We start from the raw sequence: 18,651 nt of genomic DNA, 5'->3' as shown, positions 1-18,651 counted from the left end.
CTCGGGTTCTTGGGGATGGGATTCCTGCGAAGGGCAGCGGGCGGCGTCAGCCTGTGTTCGGCGGGCCGAAGGACACGAACTTGGCGACGCTCGGTACGCCGTCCTCGTTGAGGAGGAAGAGCATGTAGTAGCCCGGTGGCGCGGCTTCCGCCGTGGGCGGCGCCTGCAGTTCGAGGGAGCCGTCGCTCCGGCTCTTGATGCGGACGTCGAGATGGCGCTGGCTGAAGTTCACCGAGTGGGTCGCGGTCGTCGGGGCCAGCAGGACGGCCCGCTTGACGTCCTCGGCGTCCGAGGTCGTGACCGTGAACCGGTCGTCGTAGCCGACCGTGCGCCGGGGCACCGCGGAGAGGTCGGGACGCTCGCCGTTGTGCAGATAGGCCGGCTCGTAGATCTCGATGGAGCCGTCCATGTCGTCTTTGATGTCGGGGTCGTTGGCGATCTGCTGCGCCTCGTCGCCGGTGACCATGATGCGTCCGTCGGGCAGGACCACGGCGTTGGAGTGGTAGCCGCGCGGCAGCCGCTGGGCGGGCCCGAGCTTCCAGTTGCCGTCGGTGTCGCGCATCTCGGTCTGCCGGTACTTCAGGTCGGCGTTGGGGTTGTAGAGCCCGTTCCCGTAGTCGCGGATGTCGTAGGAGCCGTTGACGGTGAACAGCGTGCCGTCGGGCAGGATCAGGGTGTCGTCCTGCGTACGGCCGAAGGCACGGGCGTCCTTCGTCTTCCACTGGCCGCCGACGAGCTGGTACGTGTTCGGGTCGTCCCGGTCGCCGCCGAGGACGAGGACGGAGTCGGGGCCCTTGAAACCGGCGGGCAGCGGCACCGCGGAACCGTAGTTGCGCAGGAGGACGCCGGGCCGGTCGGCCAGGCTCGTGCGGGTCTCGGTGACCGGGTTGAAGAGCCACTGCTGGTCGCGATCGCGGCCGAGGCCGTAGATCTTGCCGTCACGCAACGAGAACAGATGCGGATAGTCGTGCTTGTACGGGGCTTCCGCCTTGAAGACGTCCACGGGCACGTTCTCGGGGACGTCGGTCTTCGTGGTCGGGACCGGGAGGCCGAGTGCCGGGAAGCGCTCCACGATGGGCGTGGGCGTGCCCCAGCCGAGCTCCGACTGCCCGGACATGATGAGGATCCGCCCGTCGGCGCCGGTCACGGCACTCGGATACCAGCGGCCCACGGACATCTGCTCGTTGATCGACCAGGTTTCCGTCCAGGGGTCGAAGACGAGGGACAGCTTGGCGCCGGAGCCGTGGTTGCCGCCGAGATTGCCGCCGAATACGCCGAGCATCCCGTTGGGCAGGAAGGCGTGACCGGCGCAGAAGAACGGCGCGGGACGAGCTTCGTTCTTGCCGTCCGGCATCATCACGGTGGGTGGTGTGACCTCCTTGAACGCGTCCGGGCCGCGGCCCTTGGCCGGGTCCCACAGATGCGCCCGGCCCGCGTTCGCCTTGCCGATGATCTGGGTGGGGGCGGTCTCCTTCGTGGGGTTGGTCTCGATCCTCTCGAAGGAGAACATCAGGACCTTGCCGGTGGGCAGTTGAGCGACGTGGACGGCGAAGTCGGGTGAGGGGAAATACTCCTTGAAGACGCCGTACTCCTGCGCGCTGAACGCGGCGTTGTGCTTCGCCTGGGACTTGGTGAGCGACTCCAGGCGTGCCGTACGCATCGGCTGCGAGTAGTCACCGAGGTCCTCGGCGCCCTTGCGGGCCCTGGCGTGCGTCTCGGCGTGCTCCTGCCCCAGGACGGCGGCCTCGGCCTGGTCAACGGCGACTTTGCCGCCGGTGTCGCCTTCCGTCTCCCGGGAGAGGGAACGCGGGTCCGACGCGCCGTCGTGAGCGGCGGCAGGGAGGACAGTGACGAGGGGGGTGGTCAGGGCGGAGATGACGGCGCAGGCGGAGATCAGCCTGGACAGTCGTGGTCGTGACATGGGACTCCTCGTGGCGTGTCGGCCTCCGTGTGCATGACCGTTGCCCCTGGGGGCGGGTGGTGAATATGCGAACGGAATAGGCCGAATGTGACTGACGGTGACATGTGAACACAGAGGGTAATCATGTGCAAACGCAGGAAGTGAGCGTGTCGACCGGGCGGGCGTGGGCTGCCGGGCCTGTCAGGGGGTGGGGCGACCCGCAACGTGGAGGCGGGGGACTGCCCGCCGGGCCACGCTCGGACTTGATGACAGGCTCACGCTTCGGCGAGGTGAAGGGCTACGACGGGGCCGGCTGTCCGCTCAGGGCAGCGTCCAGATCTGGGTCGTAACGAGGTAGAAGACAACGCTCCAGAACACGGTCACCGCGGCGACGATGCCGAGGCCCACGAGGTTGGTCCTCGTCGCCGGTTCGTCCGGTGACGGCCTCAGCCACCGCTTGAGCAGCCGGTTCACGTAGTAGGGCATCGTGAGGAAGCTCATGATGAAGCTCGAAAACAGGTTGCCCACCAGCAGTCCGAGCCAGAGCGGCATCCCCAGCGGCGACAGGGCGAGCGTCAGCAGCACAACGGTCGGATACAAGCCGACCCAGACCGCGATGGCGGTTTTGGTTTCCGAGGGCGGTGGCGCTTCCTTGCCGTCCTCTTCGAAGGCGAACCAGCTGCCGAACGAGTTGTCGATCGTGCGCAGTTTGAAGTCGTTGAACTTCTCGCCCTCAGTGAGAACTTCCTGCCGCTTCGACGACGTCAGCCAGGCATCGAGGTGCTCGGCGTTGTCGAATCGGTACAGCGTCGTCCATTCGTCCTGAAGCCCCTCGATCGGGCGGAAAAGCTCGGTGCCGCGAAAGCCTTCGAATTTGCTCTCCTCGTGGCTCATGTGGCGCTGCCAATCGAGAAAGTCGTCGACGTGGTTCGGGTGCACGCGGTGGGTAACCACAACGGTCACGAGCGGATCCGTTGGTTGCGTGCCGCCGCTGACAACCTGCTGGGTTGCGGGACCGTCGAAATATTTGCTGCCGATGTCGAGAAGCCGCTGCCTGGTTTCGCTGTTGATCCACGCATGCAGATGGGCTATCGAGTCGAATCGGTATACGACAACCCAGTCGGGTTGCCGGGGTGTCGGCGGGAAGATCTCGGCGCCGAGGTACCCGGCGTAGTCGGCGGCAGCGGCGTTGACGTCCTCCTGCCACGCTTCGTACTCCCGCTCCAGTCCGGGCAGAACCTTCAGACCGATGATTCCCGTCGCCGCGACCTCTTCGAGCTTTTCGGTGTTCATTGGACCAGGCCCGTCGGTATCGACTGGTTTTCGTTGAGCCGGCTGTAAATTCGTTCCGGCGTCAGGGGCAGCGCGCGGTAGCGGACGCCCGTGGCGTCGTGGAGCGCATTCGCCAACGCGGGAGCCACCGGGTTGATACAGCACTCTGCCATCCCCTTCGACCGCATGGGCCCGACGGAATCCGCCGAGTCCGCCAGGAGCACGTCGGTGCGGGGGATATCGGCGTAGGTGGGGATGCGGTAGTTGCGAAAATTCGGGTTGACCATGACACCGTTCGCGTCGACCTGGTAATTCTCGGTCAGCGCGAAGCCGATTCCCTGGGCGACACCGCCTTCTATCTGTCCCCGGACTTGCGCGGGGTTGATGACCGCGCCTGCGTCGGTCGCCTGGACGCTGTAAAGGATACGGATCTCACCCGTCACCCGATGGACTGCGATGCGGAACCCCTGCGTATTGGAGACGACGCTTCGGGGTGAGCCGTAGGCCTTGCGGGCGGCCGTGAATCGAATTCCGCGCGCCCGGGCCCATGCGACGAGCTCGGCCAACGACACGCGCTGGTCGCCGCAGACGACACCCGCGTCGTCCATCGAGCACATCACGACATGGACACCCGTGTGCGCGGCGGCAAATTCCAGGATGCGGTCGCGCACGGCATTGGCCGCTCGAAGTACCGCGTTGCCCGACACAAAAAGACCCGCACTGGCAAACGCACCGGTGTCGAATCCCGTGCGGTCGGTGTCGGACTGCACCAGGCGAATTCGTGACGGCGTCGTGCCCAGCTGGTTGGCCGCGATCTGGACATGCGCGGTCGACGTACCCTCGCCGAATTCGACTGTTCCGACGGCCAACTCGTACATGAGGTCGTCGCCGAGCGTGACCCAGGCCTCTGAGATGTGTTCGGTCGGGGGCGCGGTCTCGTGCAATGAACTCGCGACGCCGGACCCGACGAGCCACTCGGGGCCGGGGGGCGGCTCATCGGCGGTACGGGCCAAGGCGTCATCCACCAGATCGATGCACTTCGCGAGTCCGTCCTCGGTGAACAGCACATCGTCGGGGCCGTCATGCATGGCGACGAGCGGATCGCCCGGTCGCACGATATTGCGACGCCTCAGTTCGAGCGGATCGATGTGCAAGGCGCGTGCCAGTTCGTGCATCGCCGATTCCACGGCGAACGCCGGTTGCGTCATCCCGTAACCGCGCAGTGCCCCGCTCGGAATGGTGTTCGTATAGACGGAGAGCGCGTCGTACTTCTTGTTGGGGCATCGGTAGGTCATGACGGCGGAGCCGCCTGCATACAGCGTTTCGCCGCCGTGGTTGCCGTAGGCGCCCGTGTTCGACACATTGCGGACTTGGAACGCCGTGAGCGTACCGTCTGCCTTCGCGCCGAGCTTGACCGTCAACGTCATCGGATGCCGTGGCGAAGCCGTTGTGAACTCCTCCTCGCGGGTGTACTCGAAGCAGACAGGTCGCCCGGTGTCCAGGGTGGCGAGCGCGACCAGATCCTCCGAGATCACTTCCTGTTTGCCGCCGAAGCCGCCGCCGACGCGTTTGCAGAACACGCGGAGCTGGTCCGGACGCAGCGCGAAGAGAGATGCGAGTTTGACTTTCGCGATCGACGGTGACTGCGAACTGGTGCGGACGTTCAGGCGACCGTTCTCCATCCAGGCAATCGAGCCGTGGGTCTCGAGATGCGCGTGTTGCACTCGCGGTGACGAGTACGTGCCTTCGTGGATCACGTCGGCTTCGGCGAACCCTGCGTCGACATCTCCGATGTGCGAATGGATCTCGAGCAGGATGTTGTGTGCGGGATCGCGGACGAATGGATCGTCCGCGCCGTGCAGTTGTGGCGCCCCCTCGGCCATTGCCTCTTCGGGGTCGAATACCGCCGGCATTACCTCGTATTCGACGACGACCCTGCGGCAGCCCTCTTCTGCCGCCCCGACCGTGTCGGCCAGGACCGCAACGACGCGTTGGCCGACGAAGCGGACCGTGTTGTCGAGGATGAAGGTGTCGTCCGGATCGACAAGATGGTCGGTGTGGATCGCCGTAGTAAAACGCCGGCGCGGCACATCTTCCCAGGTGTAGACCCGATGCACGCCGGGAACCGCGAGTGCGGCGGTCTTGTCGATCGAGACGATCCGGGCGTGCGCGTGTGGTGAGTGCAGCACCTTGAGGTGCAGCATGCCTTCGATGAGGGTGTCCATCGTGAACTCGGCGCGACCGGTGACCACGTCGTTGGCTGCAGGCGCAGCGACGCTCGTCCCGACGGCCTTTCCCGGCGCGGCTGTCTCTACCCCGACGACGCCCTTCACGGCATCCTCGATCCCTCGATAGCCGGTGCAGCGGCAGAGGTTGCCCTTCAGCGCCCGTGGCAAATCCTCTTTCTGGGCCTCGGTGAACGTTGCCGACGTCATGATCATCCCTGCGGTGCAGAAACCGCACTGGAACCCCGGGGCGTCGCGGAACTGTCGCTGCATTGGATGCAGGTTGCCCGGTGATCCGAGACCCTCGATGGTCGTCACCTCACGACCGTCTGCGCGGAAAGCAGGGGTGATGCAGCTGTGTACCGGAGTGCCGTCCAACCACACCGTGCATGCGCCGCAATCGCCTGCGTCGCACCCCTTTTTGACGCCGTACTGGCCGAGTGAGCGCAGGAAAGTGCGCAGGCACTGGCCGGGGTCCGGGTCCTCGTCGAAGCTCGTGCCGTTCACGACGTATGTCATGCCAGGCCCCCAGCCATGAGCTCGCGACGAATCTCCTCGGCGAAGTGCTTGGTCAGGTGGCGACGGTGGCCGCGGGTTCCGTTGGGATCGGCGAACCAGACGTCGGCGGGAACAACGTCGATGCTCTGCTGCAGAGTTCGGGCATCGGGCATGGTGTCGAAAGCATCGCGCACAGGCCGTGTAGTGCCGGCTGTGACGGTGAGCAGCAGGTCGCTCATTCCCGGAGTTTGAGTACCGATGAGGAATACCGTTGAACGGCCGAGGTGGGTCAGCGTGAAGCGGCGGTGCGCTGTGCGTTTCCTCAGGGCGCGAGCCGGAATGTCGATGCGCCGCAGGATTTCCCCGGGAGCAAGAACGTTCTCATTGTTGCCCGTCACGAAGTCGAGGGCATCGACGATGCGCACGGACCCGTCAGGAGCCCACAGCTCGTACTGTGCTTCGAGTGCGACCGTCAGCGTGATCATGGGGCCGGCAGGCAGGGACATACAGATGTTGCCCCCGACGGTCGCAGAGCTCCAGACTTTGAACGAGGACAAGAACGCATCGCAGCTTTTCGCGAAAAGGCTGCCCGCGATCCAATCACCCAGCGGCTTAAAGGAATACAGGTCGCGGATGGTGCACGTTGCGCCGATTTCGAGGCCCGCGTCGCTCGGGACGAGGGGCTTCCAACCCAACGCTGTCAGGTCGATCAGGCGGCGCAGCCTTGGCTGCTCCGTGGAAAACAGCCACGTTCCGCCTGCGAGCCAGGCGTCGCCTTCGCGCCAGTCCACACCTGGCCGATCGGAGGGTCGCCGGATGACTTCGGAGACGGTGTTGAGGTCCATGGGAACCGAGCTCCCTCACGACGATTATCGTGCGGCGACCGCCTACCGGACTCGATCAACCTGCGCGTGGCGCTGTGCGCGTTCATTTTTCGATTGCGGACATTCGGCTCGACACTCGTCGAAATGTCGACGGGTCACGATGCGCGCCGGGAGAGGCGAAACCGGAGCGACACAATCGAATTGTGGCCGCTGCGGCCGAACTGCTGGAGAAAGAACCGGCGGGCGCAGAGATTCCTGTCAAGCGTATCGCAGAAGTGGCCTGCCCTGCCAAGTCGGGGCTTGGGCGCAAAGTCGTGCTGCCCGGTTGGTGGTCATGTGCTCGCGATGCCGAGCAGACTCCGCGAGATCCTTCGGGCTGAGGACGTCCAGGCCGGCCCGCGCGGGCCGGCCTGGACGTCATGATCAGGCGGGATCAGACGCGGTCGAACCGGTCGAGGTTCATCACCTTGTCCCACGCCGCGACGAAGTCGTTCACGAACTTCGCCTTCGCGTCATCGCTCGCGTAGACCTCCGCGAGCGCGCGCAGCTCGGAGTTCGAGCCGAAGACGAGGTCGGCACGGGTGCCGGTCCACTTGACCTCGCCCGTGGCGGCGTCGCGCCCCTCGAACGTGTTCTGGTCCCCGGACGTCGCCTTCCACGTCGTGCCCAGGTCGAGCAGGTTGACGAAGAAGTCATTGGTCAGGGACCCGGGGGTCGTGGTGAGGACGCCGAGCGACGACTGCTGGTGGTTCGCGCCCAGGACGCGCAGGCCGCCGATGAGAACCGTCAGTTCGGGGGCGCTCAGCGTCAGCAGGTTCGCCTTGTCGATCAGCAGGTACTCGGCCGGCAGGCGGTTGCCCTTGCCGAGGTAGTTGCGGAACCCGTCGGCGGTCGGCTCGAGCGCGGCGAACGACTCGACGTCGGTCTGCTCCTGCGACGCGTCCACGCGGCCCGGCGTGAAGGGGACCTCGATGTCGAAACCGGCGTCCTTGGCGGCCTTCTCGACGCCCGCACCGCCGGCGAGCACGATCAGGTCGGCGATCGAGACCTGCTTGCCGCCGGACTGGGCCGCGTTGAAGGACTCCTGAATGCCCTCCAGGCTGCGCAGAACCGTCGCCAGCTCGTCGGGCTCGTTGACCTCCCACCCGCTCTGCGGCTGGAGGCGGATGCGCGCACCGTTGGCGCCGCCGCGCTTGTCACTTCCGCGGAAGGACGAGGCCGACGCCCACGCGGCGGACACGAGCTGGGACACCGACAGGCCCGAGGCGAGGACCTGAGCCTTGAGGGACGCGATGTCCGCGGCGTCGACAAGCTCGTGCGTCACGGCGGGCAGGGGGTCCTGCCACACCAGCGTCTCGGACGGGACCTCCGGGCCGAGGTAGCGCACGACCGGGCCCATGTCGCGGTGGGTCAGCTTGAACCACGCGCGGGCGAAGGCGTCCGCGAACTCGTCGGGGTTCTCCAGGAAGCGCCGCGAGATCTGCTCGTAGGCCGGGTCGAACCGGAGCGAGAGGTCGGTCGTCAGCATCGTCGGGGCCAGGCTCTTCGACGCGTCGTGGGCGTGGGGGATGGTGCCCGCACCGGCACCGTCCTTCGCCACCCACTGGTGTGCGCCGGCGGGGCTTGCCGTCAGCTCCCACTCGTAGCCGAACAGGTTCTGGAAGAAGCTGTTGCTCCACTGGGTCGGCGTGCTGGTCCAGGTGACCTCGAGGCCACTGGTGATCGCGTCGGCGCCCTTGCCGGTGCCGTAGGTGCTCTTCCAGCCGAGGCCCTGCTCCTCGATGGAGGCGGCCTCGGGGTCGGCGCCCACGTGATCCGCCGGGCCCGCGCCGTGGGTCTTGCCGAAGGTGTGACCGCCCGCGATCAGGGCGACCGTCTCCTCGTCGTTCATCGCCATCCGGCGGAACGTCTCGCGGATGTCGCGGGCCGCGGCGATCGGGTCCGGGTTGCCGTTCGGGCCCTCCGGGTTGACGTAGATGAGCCCCATCTGCACCGCGCCGAGGGGGTTCTCCAGCTCCCGGTCGCCGGTGTAGCGCTCGTCGTCGAGCCAGACCTTCTCGGGACCCCAGTACACGTCCTCGTCGGGCTCCCAGACGTCCGCGCGGCCGCCGCCGAAGCCGAAGGTCTCGAAGCCCATCGACTCCAGGGCGACGTTGCCGGCGAGGATCATGAGGTCGGCCCAGGAGAGGCTCTGGCCGTACTTCTTCTTGACCGGCCACAGCAGGCGGCGGGCCTTGTCCAGGTTCCCGTTGTCCGGCCAGCTGTTGAGGGGGGCGAAGCGCTGCTGGCCGGCCCCGGCGCCGCCGCGGCCGTCGCTGATCCGGTAGGTGCCCGCGCTGTGCCACGCCATACGGATCATGAACGGGCCGTAGTGCCCGAAATCGGCGGGCCACCAGTCCTGCGAGGTCGTCAGCACCTCCGCGATGTCGCGCTTCACCGCGGGGAGGTCCAGGGTCTTGAACGCCTCGGCGTAGTCGAACTCTTCGCCGAGGGGGTTGGCCACGGCGGGGTTCTTGGCGAGGATCTTCAGGTTGAGCCGCTCCGGCCACCACTGGCGGTTTCCGCCGCCCTGGGTCGGGTGCGGGGCGCGCCCGTGCGCGACCGGGCAGCCACCCCCATCCTCCGTTTTCGCGTCTGTGACGATTGCATCGTGGTTCTCAGACATGGGAATCCTTCCGGACCAGGCGGATCATGGTGCTCAGGAACTGCGGGCGGTGGAACAGTCGGGGCACGGGCCCCAGTAGGTGACCTCGGCCTCGTGGATCGAGAAGCCGGGGTCGTCGGACTGGGTCAGGCAGGCGTCTCGCCGACCGCGCAGTCGACGTCGGCGACGACACGACACGTCCCTCGCACCGGGCCTGGCGGCCGGCCGTCACGTCTCTGTCTCCTGCCGTACTGGAGTCTTCCTGTCCCTTGGCTATCGCCGGAACCGATCCTACAATGGACAGAATCCAAGTCAATAAGGGCGCCAAACCCGTACCCCATCGGAACCCGGATGTCCACCGGTAAACTTCGGGTATCCCACCGAACCTGAATAGGTGAACCGATATGAGTGACCTGCTGGAGCGACTGCGGGGGCGTGGCTGGCGGATGACGTCCCAGCGGCGCGTCGTTGCGGAGGTCCTCGACGGCGACCATGTGCATCTCACGGCCGACGAGGTGCATGCCCACGCGGCACAACGGTTGCCCGAGATCTCCCGGGCGACCGTCTACAACGCTCTGGGCGAGTTGGTCTTGCTCGGTGAGGTCATAGAGGTCTGCACCGAAGGCCGCGCCAAGCGCTACGACCCCAACGCACACCATCCGCACCAGCACCTGGTGTGCTCGAACTGCGGCACCATCCGCGATGTCCACCCGACCGGCAACCCGCTGGCCGACCTCCCGGCAGGGGAACGGTTCGGCTTCACGGTGTCCGAGGTCGAGGTCACCTACCGCGGACTGTGCCCATCCTGCGCCTAGGGGGGAGTGCCTTCGTCACGGTTGATGGCGGAGGCCGTGCGGGCCGTCGGCGCCCGCGGTGCAATCGAGGAGTGCTTCTCGGCCGCAGTAGTAGGCCACAGTGCGGCAATATTCCGGTGGCGAGCGGGGCGCCGCTCGGACATGATCGCGCGCATGGCCTCAACGGTGACGAACATAGCGATCGACTGTTCAAACGCCTACCAACTGGCGCGGTTCTGGAGCGATGTGACCGGACACCCGCTGGATCCCGAGGACGAACCGGGTGACGACGAGACCGAGATCATGCTGCCTGGCGGCCCGGCCTTGCACTTCAACGAGGTTCCCGAGCCGAAGCCGGCCAAGAACAGGCTCCATCTGTGCCTGCGCCCGGACACCTCGCGGGACGCAGAGGTTGAGCGGCTGCTGAAGCTGGGCGCCTCCCTGGTCGCCGATCGCCGCAAGCCCGACGGCTGGGGCTGGGTCGTTCTCGCCGACCCGGAGGGCAACGAGTTCTGCATATTGCTGGCCGAATCCGAACGGGCCGCATTGTCCTCGTAACCTCAGTCCTCGCTCAAGCCCAGCATCCGCCCCGCGATAGATGCCGCTCGCCCGGCTGGCCCGCCAGCTCCTGGAGACGATGATCACCCACCAGGCCCGGCGCCTCGGCGGCCTGCGCGCCCCCACCGTGGACTACCTGCGGACCCTGCTGCCGGACGACCTGCCGTCCGACCCGGCGGTGGCCAAGAAGGCCTGAGCGGACCGCTCACACCCGGATGACCTGGGGGCCCAGCTGCGCAAAGCGCTGGGCCTCCACGGCCGAGAGCGAGGTGTCGGTGATGATGGCCTCGAAATCCGGTACCTCGGCGAACCGGCAGAAACTCACCGCGCCGAACTTGGTGTGTATGCCGGAAAATATCCGGCGCCGGGCCGACTTCATGGCCTGCGCCTTCACATGCCCAACCGCGGGATCGGGCGTCGTCAGCCCGTACTCCCGCGAGATGCCGTTGGCCCCGACATACGCCAGATCGATCACCAGGCCGGTCAGCATCCCGGTCACCCAGTGATCCACCGTGGCCAGTGTGTTGCCCCGCACCCGCCCGCCCAGCAGCAGTACCTGTGTGTGCTCCCGCCCGGCCAGCGAGCCGGCGGTGGCGAGTGACGCGGTGACGACGGTCAGCGGCCGGTCCTGGGGCAACGCCTCGGCGATGAGCTGCGGGGTGAAGCCCTCGTCGATGAAGACGGTCTCCGCCTCGCCGAGCAACTCGACGGCTGCCGCTGCGATGCGGGCCTTCTGCGGTACGTACCGGGTGGTGCGGGCTGCGAGCGTCGTCTCGAATCCGGCGCTCTCGACAGGGTAGGCCCCTCCGTGCGTACGCCGGACCAGCCCGTTCTCCTCCAGTACCCGCAGATCCCGCCGCACGGTCTCCGGGGAAACCATCAACTCCGCCGCGACGGCGGCGACTTCCATCGATCCGTTGCGTCGGGCAACCGCGAGAATGGCACGTCGACGCTCCTCGCCGTCCACGTCTTTCTCCTCACTGTGCATCAGTGCTCGGGGCGTGGAGCGCTCTCAGGACGCCCCGACGCCCCGTCGCCGCCGAAGCGCGTCCCTCAGGACAACGGTGTCAGGTTGCGGGGTTTCTCGGTTTCGAGGTTACCCTCGCGCCGAACGGCAACGAGGACCGGGTGGTTGGCGGGCATCGGACGACAGCCCGGGCATGGGACGCCATCGGTGAGCCTGGCGGCTCTCGCGCACCGCGCCGCCGGGGGAAGCGGGAGCCACTGCCGGGATACCCGGGGTCGTCCCTCAGCCGCGGTGGCCTGCTGCGCCCGGCGGGCCGGACCGGCACCTAGGTCCTGTCCGCTCACGCATCGAAGAAATCGAAGAACCTGACCGCGAGACACGAGAGTTGCAAAGGAATCCCATGGACGAACTGGGCCTGAACACGACGGAAGTCCTGCTGCCGAACGACGCTGTCATCGAGGTACGGAACGACGTGGGCGGGGGCGAGTCCAGGGACGTCGCCGACCCGACCCGCCATTTCCGCCAGGTCATGGACTCGCTTCAAGGTATCTCGCAGGGCGTGCTCAACGCGGTGCAAGCCGTCAACCCGGCCGAGGTCACCGTCGAGTTCGGCATCAACGTCTCTGCCAAGTCCGGTCAGCTCACCAGTCTGCTGGTCTCGGCCGACGCAGCGGCGGATCTCAAAGTCACCTTGACCTGGCGAAAGGACGATGGGCCCGACGGCACGGCCCCCGCGGGCGCGCCGGCGGGATGAAATGAGACCTCGAAGTGGGTGACGGCACAACGGCGCCGACGGCGGTGGTGGCCGGCAGGGCCACCACCGATTGCGGGGGTGCCGCGCACCGGCGGACGCGTCTGTTCCCGGAGGCGGTCCGCCGGCCGGCATTCTCTTCCGCCGGCGGGACCGGCATCCCGTGGCGAGACCTGTCCTCAGGCCTTCGGCTGGGTGAGACGGATGTGGTTGCCGAAGGGGTCGCGGAGGCCGCAGTCGGTTCCGTACGGGCGATCGGTGGGTTCCTCGGTGAACTCGACGCCCCGGCCCAGCAGCGTCTCGTACGTCTTGCGGCAGTCGTCCGTGCTGAAGATGAGATGGCCACCCATGACGCCCTTGGTGACCAGCTCGCGGACCTGCTGCGCCGTCTCGTCGGACATCGCGGGAGGGCCCGGCTTCTCCAGCAGGATCTGGCGCTCGGGGTGACCGGGGACGCTGACGGTCAGCCAGCGCATGAAGCCCATGTCGACATCGGCGTTGACCTCCAGGCCAAGCTTGCCGACGTAGAAGTCGAGGGCCTCGTCCTGGTCGAGGACGTAGATCTGTGAGTGTGTGATGGCGTTCAACATGTGCATCACGCTAGTGGGAACGCGGCACGAAAACTTATCCAAAACTGCTCGGTCGACGGACAGACGGACGGGCAGTGGGACTGTCACGCGCTCGGCCGCGTCCACGCCATCGTGAAGCATGTCGGTACGCCCGTGGCCGCCGCCTCCTTGCGGTACGTCCTCGGTGACCGGCCGACGATGTCGCGGAACGTACGGCTGAAGGTTCCCGGGCTGCCGAAGCCGACTTGGTAGCAGATGTCCGTCACGCTGCGGTCGGTCTCCCGCAGCAGGAACATCGCACGCTCGACACGTCGGCGCTGCAGGTAGCGGTGCGGCGTCTCGCCGAACGTGGCCCGGAAGGTGCGCGTGAAGTGCGCCTGGGACACATGGGCGATCCTGGCCAGGGCCGGGACGTCCAGCGGCTGCGCGTAGGCGCGGTCCATCGCATCCCGTGCCCGAAGCATGCGGCGGTTGGTCTCTTCTGCAGCGCGGCTCACGGCGCCATCCCACCACGTTCACCGCCGTCCGTGACAGGTCCGACGCCATGCTGGGCGGCCTGCGGAGCGACTACCGTTGCCTACGGGGTCACCAACGCCCCGTCTGCGTGAGGCGGCCGGAGGAATGATGGGCAGCGGCAGGGAAGGGCGCACGGTGGCCGAGCAGCTGCCCAAGCTGCGGCTGGACGAGCTGCTGGAAGAGCTCCAGGTGCGCATCGACGCGGTGCGTGGGACGCGCGACCGGGTGCACGGCCTGCTCGAGGCGGTGCTGTCGGTGGGGCGGGAGCTGGATCTGCCTCAGGCGCTGCGGAGCATCGTCGAGGCCGCCGTGGTGCTGGTGGACGCCGAGTACGGCGCGCTGGGCGTGATCGGCGACGAGCACAAGCTCGCGCAGTTCCTGCCGGTCGGCATCGACGACGAGCGGCGGGCAGAGATCGGGGCCCTGCCCAGTGGGCACGGGATCCTCGGGGAGCTGATCCGGCACCCGGAGCCGCTGCGGCTGGCCGAGCTCGCCGATCACCCGGCCTCGTACGGATTTCCGCCGCACCATCCCCCCATGCACTCGTTCCTCGGTGTACCCATCCGGGTCCGCGACAAGGTGTTCGGGAACATCTACCTCACCGAGAAACGCAGCGCCAAGGAGTTCGACGCCGAGGACGAGGCCGTGCTGTCGACGCTTGCCGTGGCCGCCGGGGTCGCCATCGAGAACGCGCGACTGTACGAGGAGGCCAGGCTCCGGGAGCGCTGGCAGCGGGCGAGCGCGGAGGTCACCAGCACCCTGCTGTCGGGAGCACCGCGGGGCGAGGTGCTGCAGCTGATCGTCGAGGAGGCCCGGGCGATCGCGTCCGCGGACATGGGGATGGTCGCGGAGCGTGACGCGGGGGAGGGCAGTCTGCGGCCGGCGCTGGCGGCCGGGCCCGCCGCGGGGCGTCGCAGCGGGATGGTGCTGTCGACGGGGGACGGTTTCATCGGAGCGGCGTTCGCAGCGTCGGAACCGGTGATCAGCGCCCACATCGGGCAGGATCCGCGCACCGGCCGCGACGAGCCGCAGTGGGCCGGGCTCGGGCCCGTGGTCGCGGTGCCCCTCGGCAGCGGCGGAGCGACACGCGGTGTGCTACTGCTGGGCCGTACGCCGGACCGTGCCTCCTTCACCGAGGCGGAGGCCGACCCTCTGCTCGGTTTCGCCGGGCAGGCGGCGCTGGCGATGGAGCTGGCCGAGCGGCGCAGTGACGCGGAGAAGATCGCGCTGCTCCAGGACCGCGACCGCATTGCGCGTGATCTGCACGATCTCGCCATCCAGCGGCTTTTCGCGACGGGCATGACGCTGCAAAGCGCACAGCGCTTCGTGGAGCACCCGGAGGCGACCGAGCGGCTCGCCCGGGCCATCGACGACCTGGACGACACCATCAAGATCATTCGGTCGACGATCTTCGGGCTGCGGACCCACGCCGGGGGTGGCGGGGAGGGCGGGTTGCGAGGCCGTTTCACCTCGGCGGTGAAGGCCTCGGCAGCCTCGTTCGGCTTCTCTCCCGGGCTGCGGATCGAAGGGCTCGTCGACACCGACGTCCCCGGCGCGGTCGCGGATCACGCGGTTGCGGTGCTCGCAGAGGCGCTCAGCAACGCGGCCCGCCATTCCGGCGCACGGGCCGTCGATGTCCATCTGCGGTGCGCCGACGGGGAGTTGACGCTCACCGTGACGGACGACGGCTGCGGCGTCCCGGCGGACGTCGTACGCAGCGGACTGAAGAACCTTCAGGAGCGTGCCGCCGGACTCGGCGGCGGGTTGTCGCTCGGTGAACGGCCGGAAGGCGGCGGCACCCAGCTGCGCTGGCGGGTGCCGGTGCGCCACGACGGATCCTCGCCGTCCTAGAAGGTCCGCCCGCCCGCTTCAGCGGGAACGGCGGTCCGTGGCCTCGGGCTGCTCCAACTGGGTCGCGAGGACCGCGGCCTGGACGCGGCGCTGGACGCCCAGCTTGGCCAGCAGGCGGGAGATGTGGTTCTTCACCGTCTTCTCGGACAGATACAGCCGCTTGCCGATCTGCCGATTGGTGAGCCCCTCCCCGATCAACGCGAGAATGTCCCGCTCGCGTGGAGAGAGGCCCGCCAGCGCAGGCGCCACGGCTTCCGTGCCGGTGGGCTCCGCGCGCAGGCTGCTCATCAGCCGGGCCGTCGTGGCCGGGTCGAGCATGGACTGGCCCGAAGCGACCGTACGCACCGCGGCCACCAGATCGGACCCCTTGATCTGCTTGAGTACGTAGCCCGCCGCACCGGCCATGATCGCGTCGAGCAGGGCGTCCTCGTCGTCGAACGAAGTCAGCATCAGGCAGGCCAACTCCGGCATACGGCTGCGCAGTTCACGGCACACACCGATACCGTCGCCGTCGGGCAGGCGTACGTCGAGCACGGCCACGTGCGGGCGCAGCGCCGGGCCGCGCGCCAGAGCCTGTTCGACGCTGCCCGCGTCACCGACCACGGTGATGTCCGGCTCGGCGTCGAGGAGATCGGTCAGTCCACGGCGTACGACCTCGTGGTCGTCGACGAGGAACACCTGTACCGGATCCTCCGCCGTGAATTTCCGTGCCTCGGTCATGACGGGCCCCTCGGTCGTGATCTCTCCCGTAGTGCGGACTGCTGAGACGATCATTGCCCTGCCCGGGCAGGAGTACCAGGGCCGACCGGCCCTACTTGCGTCCGGTGGAGGTCCCGATCGGCCCCGCCTGGATTCCAAGGCGCCGCGGCACCGGGGGCGCGGTCATCGTGGACTGCCGCTGCCGTAGGGGGCTACACGTCGAGCAGCCGGGTCCTGGCGGCATGCAGCCGGTGGGCGATCACCTGCCCAACCGGCGGCCTGCGTCTTCCTGGAGTTCCTCGTTGAGTACCCGAAGGCGGGCTCATACGAAGTCCAGTACCTCCCGCACGGGCCGGCGAGGGCTTGTCGGGCCCACGGGGCCGTAGCCGAGGCGGAGCGTCAGATGGACGTGCGCCATCGTCGAGAGCGGTTCGCGTGCTGCCCAGCGCAGGTCGCGCCATTCGAGAGCCTGGGTGGTGAGGGAACAGACCAGCTCGTGGTTGGTGGCCCGGAGCAGCACTCGCTGCAGGGCCTGGCCCGCGCGCAGCCAGTCGCCGGGGCGGTCGGTCTCCGTTCCCAGCAGGGCGAGCTGGGGCTTCTCTTCGAAGTCCGTGGTGCCCAGGTCCGCCGGGTGACGCCGACCCGCGAAGTCACGGACGGGTGCCCTGCCGCTGCGTCGGCGCGGCCCGAAGGCGTACTCGGGAACACCGTCGTCGGCAGCCGTCTCCGCGCCGATGCGCGTCCATTGCTCCACCTCGGCGAGGCGGTCGGGGTCCATCATGTCGAGCCCCTCCGCGTCCTCCACCAGGTCCAGCAGAAACCGCACGTGCCAGGGCCCTGGGAAGTCCAGCGCGGCCCCCTCCAACCGTGCGGCTTCGCGCAGGTCCTCCCGTACGGGGGTGGGGATCGGCGTGTCCGCGAAGGGGTAGCGGCTGGTGTGCCGGCGGGCGATGGCGGGGTACAGGCCGACGAGAGTGCCGCCGGGCTCGGCGGGCGCGGACAGGTCCACCGTCGCGAGGAGGTGAGGGCGCTCAGGGTCGGGCAGCAGCCGGACATGCGGCTCCCGGCCCGCGTGCGCGGCGGCGACGCGCAGCGTGAACAGCGCGGCGCCGCAGCCGATGTGGAGAGCGCGGCCGGCCGGATCGGCGTGTGGCATCGCACGTCCGGGATCGGCGCACAGCTCGACGGTGCCGGAGTCGCGCAGGAACCGGAACCGCCACGGCTGGGCGTTGTGCATGGACGGCGCGGTGGTGGCGTCCTTCACCAGTGCGGCGATGGTCGTGGTGTCGAGAGCGGGCACGGACACGACGGCCTCCCTTCGTGCGGAGCACTGTGCGCCTGCGAGGCAGGATCAGGTTCGTGTACCTGGCCGGCCTCGGGGCTTGTCTCCAGCATCAGGTCGTGGCCACGGGCGCCGCTGGGGCCGAATGTCCCCAGTCACAGGCCGTGCGGCCCACACCGCAGAGCGGAGTTCGACAGGAGTCCATGTCGCCTCCCGGTCGCGGCCGGAACCTATCCGGTACGGGTCACCCGGTTCGACCGCACGGCCGCATCGCCGGGATCAAGGGCCGGGCAGCCGACTCAGCAGGGCACGTCGCCCCATGCGTCCGCACGCCATGCGTGGCACGGTGGTTGCGAGGGGGCCGGAAGGCGGTGATGGTCATGCGAGCCCACATTGGTGATCAACTCGTGGTGGAAAGCCCGACCACGGGCTCAACCCGACGGGACGGCGAGATCGTCGGACTCCACCACGAGGACGGCACGCCTCCCTACGACGTTCGCTGGTCGGACACCGAACAGATCACGCTGGTGTTCCCAGGGCCCGACGCGCATGTTCGGCACAGTGAGCACAGGCTGGAGAGGCTTCGGCATGCGTCCCGCCCGGGGACGGACGACACCACCCGGTCCCTACGAGCACCTGACCCCGGCGACATCGGACGGCGCGTGGCCCTCGAACGAAAGCGCCGGGGACTGACCCGTACGGAAGCGGCTCGCCGCGCCAGAATCGCCCCGGAATACCTGAGGTATCTCGAAGAGCGGTCGGCCCACCCGAGCCCGGCGACTCTCATCAGGCTGGCCGACGCCCTGGGGACCGGGGTCGCCGACCTGCGGGGAGGCGGGGTCGACGTGCCGCCCGGACAGGGACAGGCGCTCCGCCACCCCACGCTGGAGGACCTCACCGTCGATGAATGCCGCGCCCGCCTTTCCACGCACGGCGTCGGACGTGTCGCGGTGTCGACGCCCGACGGCCCGGCGGTCGTTCCGGTGAACTACGAGGTCATCGACGATGCGATCGTCTTCAGGACGGCCCCTGGCTCCGATGCGGCGGCGGCTGTGGGAGCAGACGTCGCCTTCGAGGTGGACCATGTGGACGAGGCCATGAGCCAGGGCTGGAGTGTGCTCGCCGTCGGCCCCGCACAGGCGGTTACCGAGCCCGACGCGATGCGGCAGCTGGCCGAGCGGGCCCACACCGATCCCTGGGCAGGTGGTGAGCGCGAGCTGTGGGTGTCGATCCGGCCCACGCGCCTCACGGGTCGCCGCATCACCCCGTCCGATCGGTGACTGTCCGGCCCGTTCCAAGGG

General features: G+C 68.2%; 16 protein-coding genes. 6 read left to right on the top strand and 10 right to left on the bottom strand.

What is annotated here, in order from left to right:
• Positions 1 to 46: 46 nt before the first annotated feature.
• The 5 genes from OG905_RS05440 to katG all read right to left on the bottom strand — a co-directional run bounded on the left by OG905_RS05440 (position 47) and on the right by katG (position 9,384).
• The gene (locus OG905_RS05440) at positions 47 to 1,921 is read right to left on the bottom strand and encodes a galactose oxidase-like domain-containing protein (RefSeq protein ID WP_328666456.1); all 1,875 of its coding nucleotides are present in this window, start codon (positions 1,919 to 1,921) and stop codon (positions 47 to 49) included.
• Between the two features lie 300 nt (positions 1,922 to 2,221).
• Complete coding sequence (locus OG905_RS05435) at positions 2,222 to 3,193, bottom strand: antibiotic biosynthesis monooxygenase (protein ID WP_328666455.1); 972 nt, start codon at positions 3,191 to 3,193, stop codon at positions 2,222 to 2,224.
• Positions 3,190 to 5,916, bottom strand: a complete 2,727-nt coding sequence (locus OG905_RS05430; RefSeq protein ID WP_328666454.1) for a molybdopterin-dependent oxidoreductase — start codon at positions 5,914 to 5,916, stop codon at positions 3,190 to 3,192. Before OG905_RS05430 ends, OG905_RS05435 begins: the two co-directional genes overlap by 4 nt.
• Positions 5,913 to 6,740, bottom strand: coding sequence for an FAD binding domain-containing protein (locus tag OG905_RS05425; RefSeq protein ID WP_328666453.1), 828 nt, complete (start codon positions 6,738 to 6,740; stop codon positions 5,913 to 5,915). Before OG905_RS05425 ends, OG905_RS05430 begins: the two co-directional genes overlap by 4 nt.
• A gap of 412 nt (positions 6,741 to 7,152) precedes the next feature.
• Positions 7,153 to 9,384: a catalase/peroxidase HPI gene (katG, locus tag OG905_RS05420; protein WP_328666452.1), complete on the bottom strand. Its 2,232-nt coding sequence runs from the start codon at positions 9,382 to 9,384 to the stop codon at positions 7,153 to 7,155.
• A gap of 383 nt (positions 9,385 to 9,767) precedes the next feature.
• Here katG and OG905_RS05410 point away from each other — a divergent pair, with 383 nt between their 5' ends.
• The 3 genes from OG905_RS05410 to OG905_RS05400 all read left to right on the top strand — a co-directional run bounded on the left by OG905_RS05410 (position 9,768) and on the right by OG905_RS05400 (position 10,911).
• Entirely contained in the window at positions 9,768 to 10,178 is a 411-nt protein-coding gene (locus tag OG905_RS05410) for a Fur family transcriptional regulator (protein WP_328666451.1), read from the top strand.
• 153 nt (positions 10,179 to 10,331) lie between these two features.
• Positions 10,332 to 10,715 (top strand): VOC family protein, encoded by a 384-nt coding sequence (locus tag OG905_RS05405; protein WP_328666450.1) that lies wholly within the window; start codon positions 10,332 to 10,334, stop codon positions 10,713 to 10,715.
• A 40-nt stretch (positions 10,716 to 10,755) separates the two neighbouring features.
• Entirely contained in the window at positions 10,756 to 10,911 is a 156-nt protein-coding gene (locus OG905_RS05400) for a hypothetical protein (RefSeq protein ID WP_328666449.1), read from the top strand.
• A gap of 9 nt (positions 10,912 to 10,920) precedes the next feature.
• Here the strand turns inward: OG905_RS05400 and OG905_RS05395 are convergent, their stop codons facing one another.
• Complete coding sequence (locus OG905_RS05395; RefSeq protein WP_328666448.1) at positions 10,921 to 11,682, bottom strand: DeoR/GlpR family DNA-binding transcription regulator; 762 nt, start codon at positions 11,680 to 11,682, stop codon at positions 10,921 to 10,923.
• A gap of 400 nt (positions 11,683 to 12,082) precedes the next feature.
• Here OG905_RS05395 and OG905_RS05390 point away from each other — a divergent pair, with 400 nt between their 5' ends.
• Positions 12,083 to 12,436: a CU044_2847 family protein gene (locus tag OG905_RS05390; RefSeq protein WP_328666447.1), complete on the top strand. Its 354-nt coding sequence runs from the start codon at positions 12,083 to 12,085 to the stop codon at positions 12,434 to 12,436.
• Between the two features lie 176 nt (positions 12,437 to 12,612).
• Here OG905_RS05390 and OG905_RS05385 read toward each other — a convergent pair whose 3' ends face one another.
• On the bottom strand, positions 12,613 to 13,023 hold the full coding sequence (locus OG905_RS05385; RefSeq protein WP_328666446.1) for a VOC family protein: 411 nt from the start codon (positions 13,021 to 13,023) through the stop codon (positions 12,613 to 12,615).
• Positions 13,024 to 13,106: 83 nt separating this feature from the next.
• On the bottom strand, positions 13,107 to 13,499 hold the full coding sequence (locus OG905_RS05380) for an AraC family transcriptional regulator (protein ID WP_328666445.1): 393 nt from the start codon (positions 13,497 to 13,499) through the stop codon (positions 13,107 to 13,109).
• 127 nt (positions 13,500 to 13,626) lie between these two features.
• Between OG905_RS05380 and OG905_RS05375 the strand changes: the two genes are divergently transcribed.
• On the top strand, positions 13,627 to 15,369 hold the full coding sequence (locus OG905_RS05375) for a sensor histidine kinase (RefSeq protein ID WP_328682054.1): 1,743 nt from the start codon (positions 13,627 to 13,629) through the stop codon (positions 15,367 to 15,369).
• A gap of 18 nt (positions 15,370 to 15,387) precedes the next feature.
• Here OG905_RS05375 and OG905_RS05370 read toward each other — a convergent pair whose 3' ends face one another.
• Both OG905_RS05370 and OG905_RS05365 read right to left on the bottom strand, forming a co-directional pair.
• Complete coding sequence (locus OG905_RS05370) at positions 15,388 to 16,089, bottom strand: response regulator transcription factor (protein WP_328666444.1); 702 nt, start codon at positions 16,087 to 16,089, stop codon at positions 15,388 to 15,390.
• A 301-nt stretch (positions 16,090 to 16,390) separates the two neighbouring features.
• Entirely contained in the window at positions 16,391 to 17,374 is a 984-nt protein-coding gene (locus tag OG905_RS05365) for an Acg family FMN-binding oxidoreductase (RefSeq protein WP_328666443.1), read from the bottom strand.
• Between the two features lie 356 nt (positions 17,375 to 17,730).
• Here OG905_RS05365 and OG905_RS05360 point away from each other — a divergent pair, with 356 nt between their 5' ends.
• Entirely contained in the window at positions 17,731 to 18,630 is a 900-nt protein-coding gene (locus OG905_RS05360; RefSeq protein WP_328666442.1) for a pyridoxamine 5'-phosphate oxidase family protein, read from the top strand.
• The last annotated feature ends 21 nt before the right edge of the window (positions 18,631 to 18,651 follow it).

Source organism: Streptomyces sp. NBC_00322, assembly GCF_036147535.1.
Taxonomy (GTDB): Bacteria; Actinomycetota; Actinomycetes; order Streptomycetales; family Streptomycetaceae; genus Streptomyces.
This window is presented reverse-complemented; position numbering and strand designations above follow the sequence as displayed.